Origin of the sequence: Thermaurantimonas aggregans, assembly GCF_003851885.1 — a bacterium.
In the GTDB taxonomy this organism is placed as follows: domain Bacteria; phylum Bacteroidota; class Bacteroidia; order Flavobacteriales; family Schleiferiaceae; genus Thermaurantimonas; species Thermaurantimonas aggregans.
In genome coordinates, this window is record NZ_BHZE01000009.1 from 62,660 (window position 1) to 80,648 (window position 17,989).

The following is a 17,989-nucleotide window of genomic DNA, read 5'->3' on the forward strand; positions in this document are numbered from 1 at the left end:
ACTCTATCCAATCTCTATACCTGAGCCATTTTTAGGAATTTTTGCCAGTTTTTTAATAGTTTTTCTAAAAAAAACTGAAAAAATGACTTAATTTGAGTGTAGTTTTTGGGAGTTATTCTGTCAAAAATTCCGATTTTTACGGCTTTTACACTTTCAGTTTATTGGTCAGTTTAGAAAGCATTTCTGAAACCATCTTTTCTAGGGTAAATCTTGGATTCCAGTTCCAGTCTTGTCTTGCTTGCGTATCATCAATTGACTGAGGCCAACTATCGGCGATGTTTTGTCTGAAGTCTGGTGAATAACGAATTTGAAAATCTGGTATATGTTTCTTTATTAAGGCAGCTAATTCAGAAGGTGTAAAATCAAAAGCAGAAATATTGTACGATGTTCTGGTCTTGATCGTTTCTGCTTCAGTTGTCATTAGTCGAATGGTTGCCTCAATTGCGTCGTCTATATACATCATGGGCAAACGGGTGTCTTCTTTAAGAAAACAGGTGTATGATTTGTTTCGTAAAGCTTCATAAAAGATTTCAACCGCATAATCAGTTGTTCCCCCACCTGGTTCAGCTTTCCAGCTTATTAAGCCTGGATATCGGACGGATCGAACATCTACCTTGTGTTTTTGATAATACCATTGGCATAATAACTCCCCAGCGTATTTACTAATACCGTAGATTGTAGTTGGCTCAATTATAGTCGATTGAGGCGTATTTATTTTTGGCGTTGTAGGACCAAATATTGCGATGCTGCTCGGCCAAAAAATTTTTTTAATAAGACCCTCTTTTGCAAATTCTAAAATTGTAAAAAGTGTATCCATATTGAGCTTCCAGGCGAGTAATGGTTTTTTTTCGCCTGTGGCAGAAAGCATAGCTACAAGATGATAAACAGTGGTAATTTTCTCATGAATGATTACCTCTTTAATGGCTTCTTTATCTAATGCATCGAGCTGAAGAAATTTACATTTGGGATTTTCAGGTATTTTAAGGTCTGAAGCAATTACATTTTCAGTTCCAAAGATTTCAATTAATTTTTCAGTCAAGTCTATTCCAACCTGACCAGCTGCACCTAAGATCAGAATTTTTTCCATTGGCTTGTTGTTTTCCCGCTTGCAAACCTACACATATACGTGCATATGTGTAGTTAGCTCATTTCCTTTTTCAATAGTTCGGCATAGATTGGTATACTTTGAGCTAACGGAGTGTATTGAAAATGTGTTTTTTTCAAAATTTTAGTGCCATCGTACATGGTTCGATTCACAGCACTTTTTGCAGTTTCCTTGGTGATAAGTGGTTTAGCACCAGTGATTTTACTTCTTAAAAATTCCAGACGCCAGAAAATTTCTGAGGCAAGTTTTCCAATTTTTATGTGTGGTCTCTTTTTACCAAGTGCGTCACAAATCATATTAAAAATTTCTCTGTACGAATAATTGTTTTCTACAAGAATAAATCGTTCGCTGTACAGTTTATTTTCAGTGAGCAGTATCATGGCTTTAGCCACGTCGTTTACATCCACAAAGCCATTTACTCCTTCGGTGTAAAAAGGAAAACCTTTTAAATATGTAGTAAAAAGTTTACCGCTTCCTTCATTCCAAAATCCCGGGCCTAGGATAATTCCTGGATTGACAATACTCACTTTAAGACCTTCTTCTGCAGCCCTCCAAACAACTAATTCTGATAGAAACTTGCTAATGGCATATGGTGAATTGTTTGGGCTATCGGTCCATTGAATATCTTCATTGATGAGTGCTGTAAAATTAGTCGGCTTCCCTATGGCCGCAATAGAACTGCAATGAATTATGGGTACTTGTGCGTGTTTTTCTTTTAATACAGCTACGAGATTATTGGTTATATCTTCATTGTAACGAATAATTTTCTCAGCATCCTCGGGGTCAAAAGAGACCATAGCTGCAGTGTGAAACACTACGTCAACCCCTCTAACGACTTCTTCTATATCTTGAATGTAAAGTAAATCTCCTTTAACCCACTCAATTTTCGAAAAAAGAGAGTTGGTAGTGTCGTAATAAGAAAAAACTTTTTTTGTCAGAGCTTTTCTTTCTTGCTTTCTAAAAAGCGCTTTTACTCCGTAGCCTTTTTGAAGCAAATGAAAACACAGGTGGGAACCGACCAGGCCAGTACCACCTGTTACAAGGGCTTTCACAGTTCGATTAAATCTTTTGTTTTACGAGTGTTTCTTCGTAGGCTTCTATGATGTCGCCGACTTTAATGTCGTTGAAGTTCTTGATGCTAAGACCACATTCGTAGCCTTTTGATACTTCTTTTACATCGTCCTTGAATCTCTTAAGAGAGGCGAGCTCACCAGTATAAACTACCACACCATCTCTGATGACACGCACCTTACAACCTCGTTTGATGGTTCCATCTAATACCATACATCCAGCGATTGTACCGACTTTTGAAATTTTGAAAGTCTCCCGTACCTCCACGTTGGCGATGATGGTTTCTTTGGTTTCAGGGGCGAGCATACCCTCCATGGCTGCTTTTACATCGTCTATTGCGTCGTAAATGATGGAGTAGTGGCGAATTTCCACTTGGTCTCTTTCGGCGATTTTACGTGCGTTGGCCGAAGGACGTACGTTGAAGCCGATTACGATGGCATCGGAGGCAGCAGCAAGAAGCACGTCTGATTCGGTAATTTGTCCGACACCTTTGTGCAGTATGCGTACTTGAATTTTTTCTGTAGAAAGTTTTGAGAGTGCATCGGAGAGCGCTTCAACTGAGCCATCCACGTCGCACTTGAGGATGATGTTCAATTCCTTAAAATCGCCAAGTGCAAGGCGTCTTCCGATTTCTTCGAGGGTGATCTTTCTGTGAGCACGAGCTGAAAGCTCTCTTTGCAGCTGCTGGCGCTTGCTGGCAAGTTGTTTTGCCTCTTTTTCATCGGTCATTACTACAAATTTGTCGCCAGCGGCTGGTGCACCATCGAGCCCGAGCATAGCGGCAGGCATTGAAGGGCCAGCAGATTTAATGTTTTTACCCCTTTCATCAAGCAAAGCGCGTACTTTGCCTGCATATTGACCAGCAAGCACGATATCGCCTACTTTTAGCGTACCGTTTTGTACTAATACGGTGCTTACGTATCCTCTACCTTTGTCAAGTGAGGCCTCTATGACTGTACCGGTTGCTCTTCGGTTCGGATTAGCTTTTAGGTCGAGCAATTCAGCTTCGAGAAGTACTTTTTCGAGCAACTCGTTAACGCCTTGACCAGTTTTTGCAGAGATTTCTTGACTTTGAATTTTACCACCCCAATCTTCGACCAAAAGATTCATATTAGCCAACTGCTCTTTGATCTTGTCGGGGTTGGCGTTGGGTTTATCGATTTTGTTGATGGCAAATACGATCGGAACTCCTGCTGCTTGTGCATGAGCAATTGCCTCTTTGGTTTGAGGCATTACGTTGTCATCGGCAGCGATTACAATGATGGCCACATCGGTGATTTTTGCCCCGCGTGCTCTCATCGCTGTAAATGCTTCGTGACCAGGCGTATCGAGGAAGGTGATGTGCTGTCCGTCAGGCATTTCTACCGAATAAGCTCCAATGTGCTGAGTGATGCCACCTGCTTCACCAGCAATTACGTTGGTTTTGCGTATGTAGTCAAGCAGTGATGTTTTACCGTGGTCCACGTGGCCCATCACTGTAACTATGGGTGGTCGTTTTACGAGATCTGCTTCATCGTCTTCTTCGTCTTCGATGAGCTCTTCGGTACTCATTTCTGCATCGACAAACTGCACTTTGTATCCAAATTCGTCGGCTACGATGCTTAGCGTTTCTGCATCGAGTCGCTGGTTCATGGTAACCATTAATCCAAGCGACATACAGGTGGCAATCACTTTTGTAACGGGTACATTCATCATATTGGCCACCTCACCAACAGTAACGAACTCTGTGACCTTGAGGGTTTTGCTATCTTCTTCAGCTTGAAGCTCGTTGAGAGCCATCATCTCACGGCGCTCATCTCGCTTCAGCTTTTTAATTTTATTGAGCTTAGCCTTTTTATTACTTGTGAGCTTTTCGAGCGTTTCTTTGATTTGTTTTGAAATTTCTTCATCGCTCAGCTCTATGGGTTCAACAGGTTCTTTTTTCTGGAATTTTAGATTTTTATCTTTTTTGTCGCTTGGTTTATCAAACTTTTTCTTGTCAGATTGGGATGGAACTATTTGTGTACTTTGGGTTGATGATTTATCTTGATCTGTTTTGTCTTTTACGATGCGCTTTCTCTTCTTTGTTTTCTTGTCTTCTTTATCAATTATTTGTCCTTGGGGATTGGTAGCTATTACTTTTTTGGGCTTATCTTTTTCCTTTTTCTTTTCAAATTTTGAAAGGTCGATTTTTTCACCAGTGAGTTTTGGACCTTCAATCTTTTCAAATTTTGTTTCTATCTTGTGTGATCCGGTAGATTCTGATGGTTTGCTTTCTGAAGGTGCAGATGTTTCTTTTACTTCTACCTGGCTCTCTTCTTCTGGCTTTTGCTCAACATTTGTGGTTTCCTCAATTTGTTTTAATTCCTTAGTTTCTTCTTCTGGCTGAATAGTCCTTTTCTTGGATGTTTCTTTTTCTACTGTATCTACTTTTCCAACGATTGTTAAATTAATTTTAGGTGTTTCTTTTTCAGCTTCTTCTTGTTTTTCTTTGGTGGGTTCAGTTTTGGATTCTGTTAGATTGATTTGAGGACTTGATTCTACAGATTTTTGTGCAGTTAGTGTTTCGGTTGATTCAATTGTTTCTATAGTTTTTTGAACACTTTCAGCAGGGGTTTCTTCACTTTGTTTTTTAATTGTTTCTTGCTCTGTTTCTGTTTTTACTTTTACGGGTTCAGTTTTTTTGGATTTATCAGTTACTAATTCTATTTTGCCAATAGTTTTTGGTCCCTCGATTTTAGGAACCTCAGTTTTAATTTTATGGGTTGAAGTTTCAGAAGCCTGTTGCTTTTGTAACTGCAATTCGCGCTCTAGGCGCATGGCCTCTTTGTCTTCTTTGAGCTGCTGAATTTTAGATTCTGTCTTTTTCTTCTGAATTAAATCTTGACTAAACTTCGAGAGGAGTAATTCATATACCTCTTCTGTTATCTTAGCATTTGGGCTATCGACGTGAATATCTTTTGTAGCCAGAAATTCTTTTGCTCTGGCAAATCCAATGTTAAATTCTTCGAGAACAGCAGATAATCTTCGCTTTGTACTATTCATGTGTTTTTAATCGGTGACAAAAATATATTGAATTTATTCAAACTCGGCAGAGAGTATTTTTCTTACCTCGATAATGGTTTCCTCTTCCAGGTCGGTTCTGTTTACCAAGTCTTCAACACTGAGTGCCAAGACACTTTTAGCCGTATCACAGCCTATTTTCTTGAATTCCTCAATAATCCAGGGTTCAATTTCATCGGTAAATTCATCGAGTTCTACATCTTCGTCATCTTCATCTGATTCGCGATATACATCTATTTCATATCCAACAAGTTGACTTGCTAATTTGATGTTTTGGCCATTTTTACCAATAGCAAGGGATACTTGATCGGGCTTTAGGAACACTTCTACTCGTTTATTTTCTTCATCGATGTTCATATAGCTAATTTTTGCCGGAGCTAATGCGCGGCTTATGAGCAGCTGTGTATTTTGTGTGTAATTGATTACATCGATGTTTTCATTGCCGAGCTCTTTTACGATGCCGTGGATACGACTGCCCTTCATTCCAACGCATGCTCCAACTGGATCGATACGGTCGTCGAGCGATTCTACGGCTACCTTGGCTTTTTCGCCTGGTATGCGCACCACTTTTTTTATCAGAATCAGACCGTCAAAAACTTCGGGTATTTCTTGTTCAAAGAGTTTTTCTAAAAAGCGAGGATCTGTACGCGAAATGGTTACTAATGGCTTGTTACCTTTTACTTGAACTGAATGTACAACCGCTCTGACTGTATCGCCCTTGCGAAAATAATCGCTGGGTATTTGATGTTCTTTCGGCAAAATGAGCTCATTACCGTCGTCGTCAAGCGCTATTATGGCTCTAGGGCGCACATGATGTACTTCACCGGTTACAATCTCTCCAATGAGGTCATGATACTTTTTAAAAATCTGTGAACTTTCATGTTCCATGATTTTGGAAGCCAATGTTTGCTTGAAGGCCAAAACAAACCGGCGACCCAAATCTTGAAGTTTTACTGCTTCGGTAAATGGTTCCCCTATTTCGAAATCAGGCTGTACTTTTAGTGCATCTGAAAGGGCGATTTCTAAATTTAGGTCTTTAACCTCGTCATCAGCTACGATTGTTCGCGTTTTCCAAATTTCTAAATCTCCTTTCTCAGGGTTTACGATTATTTTGTAATTTGAATCAGTACCAAATTTCTTTTTTAATTGAGTTTTAAAAGCATCTTCTATAATACCTGCTAAGGTAGAGCGATCGATATTCTTTTCGTCTTTAAACTCGGTTAAAGATTCGATGATGTTAATATTTTCCATAGATTTCATTATTATTTAAATTCTACTTTAATTTTTGTTTGTGATATATCGGTAAAGGGTAGTGATTTTGGTGTAGTGGTTTTAGGTTTCACACCTTTTTTGACATTTTTTGGTACTTCTTCTACCAAAAGGTGAGTTTCGTTTACATCGATCAAACGCGCGGTAAGAGCACTGCCGTCTTTAAAGGTGATTTGAGCTAATCTGCCGATGTTTTTTTTGTATTGACGGAATACTTGAAGAGGCTCACCTACTCCAGGTGATGAAACCATCAAACTGTACTTTTCAGATATATCAGACGGCAATTGTTGTTCAATATTGCGAGATACTTGAACAATCTGATCTAAATTTATGCCCTCATCAGTATCTACCAAAATCTCTATGACTTCGTTATCAGTAATTTTTACTGACACGAGAAAGCCATCGATAGATACTGCTGCATCTTCAGCAATTTTCTTAATTTCTTCTATATCAAACATTGTATAATAAAATAAAATAGGGGGATACTTCCTTCCCCCTCAATTCGCGTGCAAATATATGAATATTAGCCTGTACATCAAAAATTCAATTGTTTTAAAACAGATAAAGGACTCTTTAAAGTTTCATAAGATTTTTCCATGTTTTCACACCAATGGATGCACTTTGAGATATCTTTTTAAATCCGGGCACATGCATGTTTTCTGCATTTGGGTCAATAATCCATTTTTCAGCATGTGCTGGGACATAATACAGTAAACTGGCAGCTGGATACACTAATAGAGATGTTCCAATCACAAGAAAAATATCAGCTTTACTTGCGATGTCAATTGCTGTTTCCATCAAGGGAACATCCTCACCAAACCAAACTACGTGTGGTCGAAGTTGTGAGCCCAAAGGACATAGATCGCCCAGGTCGAGCCGCCAGCCTTCGATATCAACAATCAAAGAATCATCGGCTGTACTGCGTGCTTTGCGAATTTCGCCGTGTAAGTGTACTACATTGCTGCCGGCGCGTTCATGAAGATCGTCGATGTTTTGGGTGATAATGAAAGTGGAGGGGTATAATTTCTGTAATTCTGCTAATTGGTAATGCGCCTTTGTGGGTGTGGTTTCAATCACTTGTTTGCGTCGTTGGTTGTAAAAGTCGAGTACCAATTTGGGATTTTTTTTCCAAGCCTGGGGCGTAGCCACATCTTCAATTCGGTATTTTTCCCACAGTCCGTCAGAACCTCTGAAAGTACTGATGCCTGCTTCGGCGCTTATACCCGCTCCAGTGAAGACTACAATGTTCATTTTTCCCATATTTAGAATATATTCCCAAAAACGAACTCTTTGGGTTTTGAAAGGATATTAAGTTATATGCTGATATTCAAACAAATATAATTAAAGGGATTCATAAATATTTTGATGGACTTTTTTTTGTTAAATACTAATTTAGCTAAAAAAAGTGCAATGTCGAAAGCTAAAATACTCGTAGTAGATGATGATCATTTGATACGCCAGGCAATCTCCTTTAAACTTGAAAAAGAAGGCTACACCGTAAAAGTAGCTAACGATGGAGAAAGTGCCCTAAGCATGATAGAAAACGAAAAATTTGACATTATCATTTCTGATATAATGATGCCCTATATAAGCGGATTTGAGCTTTTAAAAATTTTAAAAGAAAAAGGCTCAGAGGCTCCTATTTTAATGCTCACAGCGTTGAATTCAGAAAATGCCGTGGTAAAGGCTTTTGATCTAGGCGCTGATGATTATTTAACCAAACCCTTCAGCCCCAATGAGCTGATTATGCGCATCAAAAAATTATTGGACAAGAAATAGTCGATGAATGAAAAAAGGGCTGATTGTCTTTATGGCAATTGTAGTGTACACATATTCTTCTGCACAGGTCAAGAAAGTTGACCCAGATTCGCTATTAAAGGTATCAGCCGCTGAAGCAAGACTAAGAAACTTTAAGGTTGCTAGAAATCTTATAAGAGAAGAGGTAAAAAAGTATCCAAATTATCAAGACCTCCAGTTTGCTTTTTTAAATTACTTGTATTGGGACGGAGTGGATGATTCCACCTTTAGAATGCTCGATACTCTTCTCACAAAGTATCCTAATGAATTTCAACTCTATAAAATAGGCATCAACACCTGTTATTCAATAGATAGTACGTGTTACAATTACTACAATGCTTTAGCCATAAAGCAATTTCCAGATAGTGCTACTGCGCTCATCACAAATACTGCTAAATTTCTTTACGAAAAAAGGCGATATAAGGCTAGTGCAGAAATGGCCGACTCTGCACTGAAAATGCCCAATGCAGATTCTACTGTTTTAAACGATATTAAATTTCACTACAAAATAACGGATAATTACAAACTTGCAGGGGGCGGCTATATGTACTTCTGGATCGGAGCAGACCCTACCTGGCCTCGACATCAGTTTTATCTAGAATATCAGTCGAAATCTGATTTCGGCATCGTCATACCCCGAGCTCATCTGGCTTCGCGTTTTGGCGTTCGCTCTTGGATGGGCGAAGTGGAGTTTTATCCGAAATTTGGAAAAAATAATTATTTCTATGGATTGATAAGTTTTTCGGATGGAGTGCTTTTCCCCTATTGGCGCATAGCAGCCGAGCCATTTTTTGTGAATCAAAGAAATATCGAGCTTTCTTTAGGTTGGCGTTATGTGGATTTTGGCTCTCTTAAGTTGCACAGCTTTACAGGTTCGGCTGGGCGTTACTGGGGGAATAATTATGCAAGTGCGCGACTCATCTACACACCTTTTAGAAATATTGGGGCAAATATTTCTGGGGTGGTTTCGTACAAATACTTTTTAAATAATCCACTCCATTTTATAGACCTTAAGGTGGGATACGGAGTATCGCCTGAAAGCGAATACCTCGATTTTAATTTGGCAGGCACAATTTTCACCAGAGCTTTTCGGCTTTCTGCCGGTTATCAATTCTGGCTTGAGAAGGCTCTTTTGATACGTATTAATGGCTATTATGAGAGAGTAAATCCCTCCCCGCGCGCACCTTTTGATGTGTATGGATTTTTAGGTAGTTTGTTAATTTTACTGTAATGAATGCGGTTTTTGAATTTTTTGTTCGCCTTTACAACTATCAGCCATTAAAATACAAGTTTTTGTTACTTGCGCTTTTTCTATTAGTTGTTGTTGCATTGATTTTACTTTTTGTGGTGATTAAAACTCGTACCGAACGCGATTTGCAAGAAAGAAGATATAAACGCATAAAAGCTACTCTTGAAAACATCATTTTAGATATAATTTTTCAAACTGATCGAGAAAAGCGAAGTGAACAAATCAGTGGTCTTAAAAAACTGATTGATAATCCTAAAAGTACTGTAACTCGCGATGCGACGCGCGAGATGCTCACTTCGATGGCGTTACAACTCGACGGCGACTCACTAGCAGTAGTTACTCAAATCTACAGAGAATCTGGTTTGAAAGACTTATTGGTAAAAGAATTACACGAAGGCGATTGGGATACTAAAGCCGCTGTGATTGAAGAAATTGGAAATGTACAACTTAAAGAACTTCTCTTTGAAGTATTGAAATATACCGATTATGAAAACGAACTGGTGCGCAATAAAGCACAGGTAGTAGTGCTCAAATTGGGTGGACTTAGAGGTTTACAATTTTTAGATACTTTAAAAACGCAGTTGTCGGAATGGCAGCAAATTCAGTTGCTCAATCAGCTGCTTAAAATGCAATACAGCCATTTTACTCAAACCGAAAAATGGCTTAAGTCGTCTAACGATAGCGTGGTGCTTTTTGGTTTGAAAGTGACTCAAAACTTTATGCAATTTCAAGATAAAGACCACGTAATAAAACTACTGGACCACAGTAATACTGAAATAGTAAAAAAAGCCCTTAAAACCATTAGTCATCTCGGCTTAAAAAGTGAGCTGGATGTTGTGAAAATGCACTATCCAAACTACCCGACTGAACTGAAGGTAGAAGTGCTGAAGACGATAGGTGAGCTTGGCGATGAGTCAGACCAATTGTTTTTGATCGATTGCCTCATGTCTGATGATTATTTCATCGTAAAAGAAGCTTCGAATGCTCTTATTAAAATCGGTCAAAAAAATCTGTTGTATCAAATCAAGGATTCTTTTCCCGATTATCAACGTGAAATCATAGAACACTCTTTAGATGAAAGAATTTGATACAGCGCTAAGTACGCTCGATATTCTCCTGGGTATTTTTAATATTCTGATTTATTTATATACCATATCGGTAATGCTTTCGTATTTGATCATTGCTTTTTTTTCGATACGTTTTGCATTCCGGCATTTGAAATCGTCCAAAAGCATTAATTATCTCTCAATACTGCAGTCGCCTGAAGCTCCGATGATTAGCATTGTGGCACCTGCCTTCAACGAAGAGCGTACTATTGTGCAAAACATTCGGTCTTTGCTTTCGCTAGAATACCGCGATTACGAAGTAATCATCGTTAATGATGGTTCAACCGACAATACACTACAGCGTGTCATCGAAACCTACGATCTTGAGCCGGTGCGATTTTCAAGTCCCGATACACTTAAAACCCAACCCGTTCGAGCAATATACCGTTCAAGAAATCCTGTGCTTAAAAATTTGTTGGTAATCGACAAGGAAAATGGTGGTAAAGCCGACGCTCTCAATGCGGGAATCAACTGTGCTTCAGGAGAGTACATTATGAACATCGATGTGGACTGCATATTGGAGCGCGATTGTTTGTTAAAAATGATTCATCCCATCCTCGACGATCCGGAAAACTTCGCCATAGCATCGGGTGGGGTAGTGCGAATCGCCAACGATTGTGTGATCGACAAAGGCGTGATTAAAAAAGTAAATGTACCGAGAAACTGGCTAGCCCGCTTTCAGACCGTAGAATATCTGCGTGCATTTTTACTTGGCCGCATTGCATGGCAAAAGCTCGACGGCTTGCTTTTAATATCTGGTGCCCTCGGAATATTTAACAAAAAAATCATGATAGCTGCGGGAGGCTACTCAACCAAAACCGTGGGTGAAGATATGGAAATAGCCGTGCGCATGCGCCGATATTGCCGTGAAAATGGCATTAAGTACAAAGTGTACTTTGTGCCTGAACCTCTCGTATGGACTGAAGTACCTGAAAAAATTGGACAGTTCCTGAGGCAGCGAAACCGTTGGACGAGAGGAAGTATTGAAACCATTCTCGCCCACAGAAAGCTTTTTTTCAATCCCAAATACAAGTCTTTGGGTATGATTGCCTATCCGTACTGGGTTTTCTATGAATGGTTGGCACCTCTGATTGAATTTTTTGGATTGAGTACCCTTTTGTTGTTAGCACTTTTAGGATTATTCCAAGCTACTTATTTGTTTTTGTTTCTTAGTACGGTAATAGGCTTTGCAATTGTTTTTACCATCATCACTATTTACATTGAGGAAACAACTTATTTCCAATACAAGGACGCTAAAGGTTTAAGGCGATTGATTCTCACAGGTATTCTCGAGCCCTTGTCTTTCCACTTTCTAGTTGTTTGGTCTGCTTTTAAAGGCAACTGGGATTACTTCATAGAAGGCAAGGTTACCTGGGGTAAGCAGGTGCGCAAGGGCTTCGATGACGCACCTACTCGAGAAAAGCAGATCAGAGTATCGGGAACTACGGGTCGATTGACACCTGTAAATTAGTACTTCAGCAGTTTCTCGATTGCTGCCCTTACCTTGTTTGCATTGGGTAGCACGTAAGCTTCTAGTTCAGAGTTAAGAGGTATCGCTGGGGTTTCTATACTGCCTACTACCTGCACAGGTGCATCGAGATATTCAAAGCATTCTGCCGAAATCCTTCCTGCCAAAGCTTGAGCGAAGGAGTTGTTCACAGCCTCTTCTGTAACGACCAAACAACGGTTGTGTATTTGTACTCTTTCGCGAATTAATTCAAAATCAACCGGTACTATGCTTCTCAGATCTAAAATCTCTACCTGACCAGCAAAGGCTTTAGCCGCTTCTTTGCTCCAGTACACGCCCATTCCGTATGTAACTACTACGCAGGTGGGTGCATCGTCAGATGGTTCTATTAAATGCACCATCCGACCCTTTCCGATGGGAATTATGTAATGTTCGTCGGGTTCTACTGTTTTGGCATCTTCGGTGCCTTTTACCTTGCTCCAGTACAAGCCTTTGTGTTCGAGCACTACTACTGGGTTAGGATCGTAAAAAGCTGATTTTAGCAGTCCCTTTAAATCAGCTCCTGTAGATGGATAAACGACTTTTATGCCTCTGATGTTGGCCAAAACGCTCTCTACTGACGAGCTATGGTATGGACCACCGCTGCCATAAGCACCAATGGGCACTCGAATAACCGCACTCACAGGCCACTTGCCGTTACTTAAAAAATACGACCTCGACAGCTCAGTGAAGAGCTGATTTAATCCTGGCCAGATGTAATCGGCAAACTGTACTTCTACAATTGGCTTTAGCCCGACGGCTGACATGCCTACAGTACTTCCGATGATAAAAGCCTCTTGTATCGGCGTATTAAACACGCGCTCATCTCCAAACTGTTGTGCCAGCGTGGCTGCCTCGCGAAAGACACCGCCGAGTCGCCTTCCTACGTCTTGCCCGTAAAGCAGAGCTTCGGGATGTTTTGCCAACAATTCTCTCACAGCAAAAAGGGCACTGTCAACCATTACGACTCTTTCTTTGCCAGCAGGTGTACGTTCGCCTTCCTCTCTTGTAATGGGCGTGGGTGCATAGTAATGCCTGTGTAAGTCTTCTGGATTGGGCTCTTCGGCTTTTAATGCCTTTTCAAAAGACTCAATGACAATTTTTTTCGCAATGGAATCAATGCCAACAATTTCTTGTTCAGTAATCCCTGTAGCCATTAACAAGTTTCGCAAGTAGGGCAGGGGATCGCGCTGCTGGTGAAAATGTAGATCGTCGCGATACATTTCACGTCGAACGCCTGAGGTGTGATGTCCAAGCAGCGGAACATCTGTATGTAGTAATACAGGTCGGCGTTCATTTCGCACGATGTCTACTGCGCGCTCGACGGCTTCGAAAATTTCGTCAAATCGACTGCCGTCGGCTGTTACGCGCTCAAGGCCTTTGAAGCCTTGAGCGTATTCATAGGCATCTTGTGCGCGTGTTTCGGCCGCGGTTGCTGAGATATCCCAGCCGTTGTCCTGCACAAAATAGAGGATGGGTAGCTTTTTAAGGACGGCCATTTGCAGGGCTTCGCTCACTTCTCCTTCCGTCATCGCAGCATCGCCAATGCTGCATACTGCAATTGCGCCTTTCTCTTCATCGGTCATCATTCCCGTCACTTCCTTGTAGCGAAGTCCCATGGCGCAGCCAGTGATGGGAATGGCCTGCATACCAGTAGCTGAGCTTTGGTGGGGTATTTTTGGTTTATCCGGGTCTTTAAGGCTCGGATGGCTGTAGTAGGTGCGTCCACCAGAGAAGGGGTCGTCTTTTTTAGCAAGTAATTGCAACATTAATTCGTAGGGCGACATCCCGATGGTGAGCAGCACGCTATCGTCGCGATAATATAGGCTTAAGTAATCTTTTGGCAGTAAGTGCATGCCGAGCGCTATTTGCGCTGCCTCGTGCCCACGGCTTGTAGCGTGTACATATTTGCTTGTGATGTCGCGCTTCTCTTCAAATAGGTCGCTCATGGCTCTTGCAGTGGCCATGATCTTATATGCATTTAGCAAAACTTTTTTTGAAAGACTCATGATCGTAGTTACTCACTTCTGCCGCAAATATCCGACGTGCCTATTGCTTGATTTTACTTTATTTTTAATTTGCAAGTATTAAAAGCTAAATATTGGATAGGCTACCAGCACTGTGGTTAGTGCCCAATTTAGATACAACAATCTCAATTACTTTTCATTTTGAAATGTAAACAATTCAAAAATTGTAAGAGCGATTTTTTTAAAATCTAATAAGAAGGACTTAAATCCAGGTCCAAGCATTTTTTTGAAAAATTAAACACAAATAGTTAGTGAGAGTAATAATCTGGATAGGGTATTGAAAAGTTAAAGTTTTTCTTTTTGGTTCTATGTAATTTTTTAAGTACTCAAGGTGAAGCAACTTAAACTTTAATAGAATACATTATTGTAAAATGTATATCTGTCATTTCAAGCTATCTATTCTCTCAAGACCAGCTTTAGCCTTCTGATGTAACCCTTCCTGATACGGGAAATTCCTCATAGCCAAACATTTTTGAAAGTTGATCTTGGCCTTATCGCGTTGTCCGATTTTTTCGTAAAGCAGCGCTGCTTGTAAGGCGGCATTTGCTCTGCTAAAGCTAGATGCTGAGTTTGCTTCGACAGCTTTTTCAAAAGCATCGATGGCCAAATAGATCAAGCCTTGCTTTTGATAGATCCTACCTAATCTGTAATAATACTCTGCTTTCTCTACATCCGTCTGACAGCAGTCTAACGCAGAGTCAGCTTGCAGTACCTCTAGAGCTTCTGTCAGATATCCTCCGTCGAAGAATACTCTTGCTTTAATAAGCGTCTTGTTGAGGGGTTCATTGGCTTCGCGCTCAGCCTGTTGATCAGGGCCAATTATTGACTGACCGACGTGAGGTATTCGTCGCATCAGCGAATCGGCTTTTTCTGTTTCATCTTTCAGCAAGTAATGCCATGCTAACAATTTGTATGTAGCCTTGATATGATGTTTACCTCGATAATCTTTTAGATATGTAAAAAAGCTTTGCTCTGCTTCAGCCCTTCCAGCAGCAAGTCGTGCTTTACCCAGCAGAAAATGATAATAATGCAATTTTACCTGTCCTGCTTTAGGCTTATTGGTTTCGAGCAAGTTTAATGCGGCTTCGTTATAGCCTTGTTCCATGAGCACTTTAGCGCACACCACTGCCGTGCAAAAGTTCTCATTTGGATTTATACCTTCATTTTGAGGTAAAACATCCTCATTATCAATCAGTTGTTTAGCTGTAATCAGATAGAGCAGATTAGCTTTGGTGAGGTAAGGTTTGTATTCACGTTGTTGTACTATGGTGCGATGCGCTGATTTCATGAGTTGAAGGCCTTTTTGTACATCGCCTGTATAGCCAATAATGGATAAATACTTGCGCAACTCAGGCGGCAAACTGCCTATAGTGGCTATCATATTGCCCCAAACGAGGCGTACCACAGCGTCTTTTGGGTATTGGTTATAGGCTATTTTAGCAAGATTGTAAGCCGAGAGAAAGTCGGAGGCTGCTCTTAATCGATTGTCTAATCGCACCTGCAGCATTCCGGAGTAGATGTAAATTTCGATTCGCGCTAAAAAATGATGCACGAATTGTTCGCGATCAGATTCGATGTCCTTAAGCAGCTTTTTCAGCAGACCGATATTTTTTCTCGTTATTTCGTCCACATCAGCGGCCGTAGCTTCGGCGAAGAGCAGAGCAGCTCTAGCGGCATAAATTGCTCGATTGTCAGCTGAAGAAACAACTTCTTCGTCCAGCATCTTTCGCGCATCTCGCAAAAACAAGTTGTACGTCTGTTGCTGGGCAGTGAGCACTTGAGGGGTAAAAGCAAAACTTGCCTTCGAAAGACTGATAGATAGTGATAGTAGTAAAGAAAAAAGGGATTTCAACACGAAATCCCTGTTTTCAAAAATCATTCTTTATTGAGATTTTATCGGAACGATTCAATCAATTTGTTGATTTTCTCTTCTTCTTCCCGAGCCAATTCAGAATCTACTAAAATGCGACCACTGTGCTCGTCGATGATGATTTTTTTGCGCGACTGAATTTCGAGCTGACGCTGAGGTGGGATGGTAAAGTATGACCCCATTGATGCACCGCGTTCTACTGGCACTACAGCAAGGCCGTTTTTCATACGCTCACGGATGCGCTTGTATGCAGCTAGTAGGCGAGGCTCGATCATCTGAGCAAATTCTTCTGACTTCTTAAGGAGAATTTCCTCTTCTTTAGAAGTTTCTTCTAAAATCGACTCGAGCTCTTGTTTTTTGTACTCAAGGTGCGAGGTGAGCTCGGCTATTTTTTCTTTAGCATCTTGTATTTGAGCAGATTTACTTTCAATACGGTTTTTGGCTTCATTCATGCGCTTCTCTGCCAGTTTGATGTCGAGTTCTTGATATTCGATTTCTTTTGACAGTGTTTCGAACTCACGGTTGTTGCGCACATTTTTTTGCTGCTCTTTGTATTTGTTGATTTTGTCTAAACAGCTTTTAATGAAAATCTTTTTGGACTTTATATCGTTTTCGAGCTCTGCAATTTCTTGATTCAACTTTTCTACACGTGTGTTGAGTCCTTCGATTTCATCTTCTAAATCTTGTACTTCGAGGGGTAGATCTCCACGTATGGCTTTTATCTTGTCAATTCTTGAATCAATCAGTTGTAAATCATACAGTGCGCGAAGCTTCATTTCAACTGTAACTTCTTGGCTCATAGCGTTTTATAGGGTGATTATTGGATTTGTTTTAACATTTGAAATTTGGACTGCGAATGTATTGAATTTTTTCTTTAAAAATTCTGCAAATTCATTGATTATCATTATTTCCGTCTCGTAGTGTCCGGCGTCGATTATTCCAAATGAGCTATCAGCCAAAAAGAAGTCGTGGTATTTTACATCACCGGTTATAAATACATCTGCTCCGCTTTTTCGAGCATCTGGTATGAGGAAAGCACCTGATCCTCCGCAGAATGCCACTTTTTTTACAACTGCCGGGTGCTGCTTCGAGGATCGGATAAATTCCAGTCCTAAGGCTTGTTTCACTACGTGTGCAAAGTCCTCATAATCCATGGGTTCTGGCAATTGTCCTATGCCTCCGGCACCTGATTCAGGATCAATGTTTTGAAGGGGGATTACAAAATGAGCGACTTCTTCGTACGGGTGTGCTTCGAGCATGGCTGCTATTACTTGTCGGAGCTTTCGGCCTGGCACAATTACTTCTAAACGCCTTTCGTTAACGCGCTCTAGGCGGTGTATTTCGCCTATGGCCGGTTTAGCGTTTTCTAATGGCAAAAAGCTACCAGTGCCCGAAAGAGAATATCCGCAATGTGAGTAGTTGCCGATGTGTCCGGCGCCTGCTTCAAACATGGCTGCTTCTACGCGTTTAAAGGCTTCCTCAGGTATAAAAACTACCACGCTGTATAGGCGATCTTTACCAGGTTTTAATATTTTAAAATCTTGCAGTCCTAATTTCTTTGCCAATTGCTTGTTCACACCGTGCACAATGTTGTCAGCGTTAGTATGAAGTGCTATATGCGAAATTCCATGTCGAATGAGGTCGGCCACCAATCGCTGATCTTCTATCTGTCTGTTTATCTTTTTTAATGGCTTGAAGATGAGGGGATGATGTGTAATAATCAGTTGACAATCAAAACTTAATGCCTCTTGAATTACTTCATGAGTAATTTCAAATGCTATCAAGGCATTTTTAACCTCTTGTCCAGGATCACCTATCAACAGGCCGGTATTATCGTAATCTTCACTCAGGTCGTTAGTGGCAAAAGTTTCAAGGTATTTTGCTATGTTTCCTACCGTTTCCATCTTTTATGATAGTTTATATTTGTATATCAAAATATTACAGCT

The 17,989-nt window shown here is 40.5% G+C and carries 14 protein-coding genes; 4 read left to right on the forward strand and 10 right to left on the reverse strand.

Annotation, left to right across the window (positions count from 1 at the left end):
- Positions 1–145: 145 nt before the first annotated feature.
- The 6 genes from EIP89_RS05830 to EIP89_RS05855 all read right to left on the reverse strand — a co-directional run bounded on the left by EIP89_RS05830 (position 146) and on the right by EIP89_RS05855 (position 7,738).
- A complete protein-coding gene (locus EIP89_RS05830; protein WP_124397731.1) occupies positions 146–1,087 on the reverse strand; it encodes an NAD-dependent epimerase/dehydratase family protein in 942 nt (313 codons plus the stop codon).
- Between the two features lie 53 nt (positions 1,088–1,140).
- The gene (locus EIP89_RS05835) at positions 1,141–2,157 is read right to left on the reverse strand and encodes an NAD-dependent epimerase/dehydratase family protein (RefSeq protein ID WP_124397732.1); all 1,017 of its coding nucleotides are present in this window, start codon (positions 2,155–2,157) and stop codon (positions 1,141–1,143) included.
- 7 nt (positions 2,158–2,164) lie between these two features.
- Positions 2,165–5,200, reverse strand: a complete 3,036-nt coding sequence (infB, locus tag EIP89_RS05840) for a translation initiation factor IF-2 (protein WP_124397733.1) — start codon at positions 5,198–5,200, stop codon at positions 2,165–2,167.
- 33 nt (positions 5,201–5,233) lie between these two features.
- The gene (gene nusA, locus EIP89_RS05845) at positions 5,234–6,469 is read right to left on the reverse strand and encodes a transcription termination factor NusA (RefSeq protein ID WP_124397734.1); all 1,236 of its coding nucleotides are present in this window, start codon (positions 6,467–6,469) and stop codon (positions 5,234–5,236) included.
- Between the two features lie 11 nt (positions 6,470–6,480).
- On the reverse strand, positions 6,481–6,945 hold the full coding sequence (locus EIP89_RS05850) for an LSm family protein (protein ID WP_124397735.1): 465 nt from the start codon (positions 6,943–6,945) through the stop codon (positions 6,481–6,483).
- Between the two features lie 115 nt (positions 6,946–7,060).
- The gene (locus EIP89_RS05855) at positions 7,061–7,738 is read right to left on the reverse strand and encodes an SIR2 family NAD-dependent protein deacylase (protein WP_218019335.1); all 678 of its coding nucleotides are present in this window, start codon (positions 7,736–7,738) and stop codon (positions 7,061–7,063) included.
- A 159-nt stretch (positions 7,739–7,897) separates the two neighbouring features.
- On the opposite strand from EIP89_RS05855, the gene EIP89_RS05860 reads away from it, so the two are divergent.
- Genes EIP89_RS05860 through EIP89_RS05875 form a run of 4 tightly spaced genes read left to right on the forward strand, consistent with a single transcriptional unit; the run spans position 7,898 to position 12,110 of the window.
- Positions 7,898–8,266: a response regulator transcription factor gene (locus EIP89_RS05860; protein ID WP_124397737.1), complete on the forward strand. Its 369-nt coding sequence runs from the start codon at positions 7,898–7,900 to the stop codon at positions 8,264–8,266.
- A gap of 7 nt (positions 8,267–8,273) precedes the next feature.
- Entirely contained in the window at positions 8,274–9,515 is a 1,242-nt protein-coding gene (locus tag EIP89_RS05865; protein ID WP_124397738.1) for a YaiO family outer membrane beta-barrel protein, read from the forward strand.
- Positions 9,515–10,621, forward strand: coding sequence for a hypothetical protein (locus EIP89_RS05870; protein WP_124397739.1), 1,107 nt, complete (start codon positions 9,515–9,517; stop codon positions 10,619–10,621). The genes EIP89_RS05865 and EIP89_RS05870 overlap by 1 nt, the downstream gene beginning before the upstream one ends.
- A complete protein-coding gene (locus EIP89_RS05875; protein ID WP_124397740.1) occupies positions 10,608–12,110 on the forward strand; it encodes a glycosyltransferase family 2 protein in 1,503 nt (500 codons plus the stop codon). Before EIP89_RS05870 ends, EIP89_RS05875 begins: the two co-directional genes overlap by 14 nt.
- Here EIP89_RS05875 and EIP89_RS05880 read toward each other — a convergent pair.
- The 4 genes from EIP89_RS05880 to EIP89_RS05895 all read right to left on the reverse strand — a co-directional run bounded on the left by EIP89_RS05880 (position 12,107) and on the right by EIP89_RS05895 (position 17,947).
- Positions 12,107–14,113 (reverse strand): alpha-ketoacid dehydrogenase subunit alpha/beta, encoded by a 2,007-nt coding sequence (locus tag EIP89_RS05880; RefSeq protein ID WP_245966108.1) that lies wholly within the window; start codon positions 14,111–14,113, stop codon positions 12,107–12,109. The two genes, EIP89_RS05875 and EIP89_RS05880, sit on opposite strands and share 4 nt — an antisense overlap.
- 442 nt (positions 14,114–14,555) lie before the next feature.
- Positions 14,556–16,028: a tetratricopeptide repeat protein gene (locus EIP89_RS05885; RefSeq protein ID WP_160160536.1), complete on the reverse strand. Its 1,473-nt coding sequence runs from the start codon at positions 16,026–16,028 to the stop codon at positions 14,556–14,558.
- Positions 16,029–16,066: 38 nt separating this feature from the next.
- Positions 16,067–16,843: a zinc ribbon domain-containing protein gene (locus EIP89_RS05890; RefSeq protein WP_124397743.1), complete on the reverse strand. Its 777-nt coding sequence runs from the start codon at positions 16,841–16,843 to the stop codon at positions 16,067–16,069.
- A 6-nt stretch (positions 16,844–16,849) separates the two neighbouring features.
- Positions 16,850–17,947 carry a Nif3-like dinuclear metal center hexameric protein gene (locus EIP89_RS05895; RefSeq protein ID WP_124397744.1) on the reverse strand — a complete coding sequence of 366 codons (1,098 nt, stop codon included), beginning with the start codon at positions 17,945–17,947 and terminating at the stop codon, positions 16,850–16,852.
- Between the last annotated feature and the right edge of the window lie 42 nt (positions 17,948–17,989).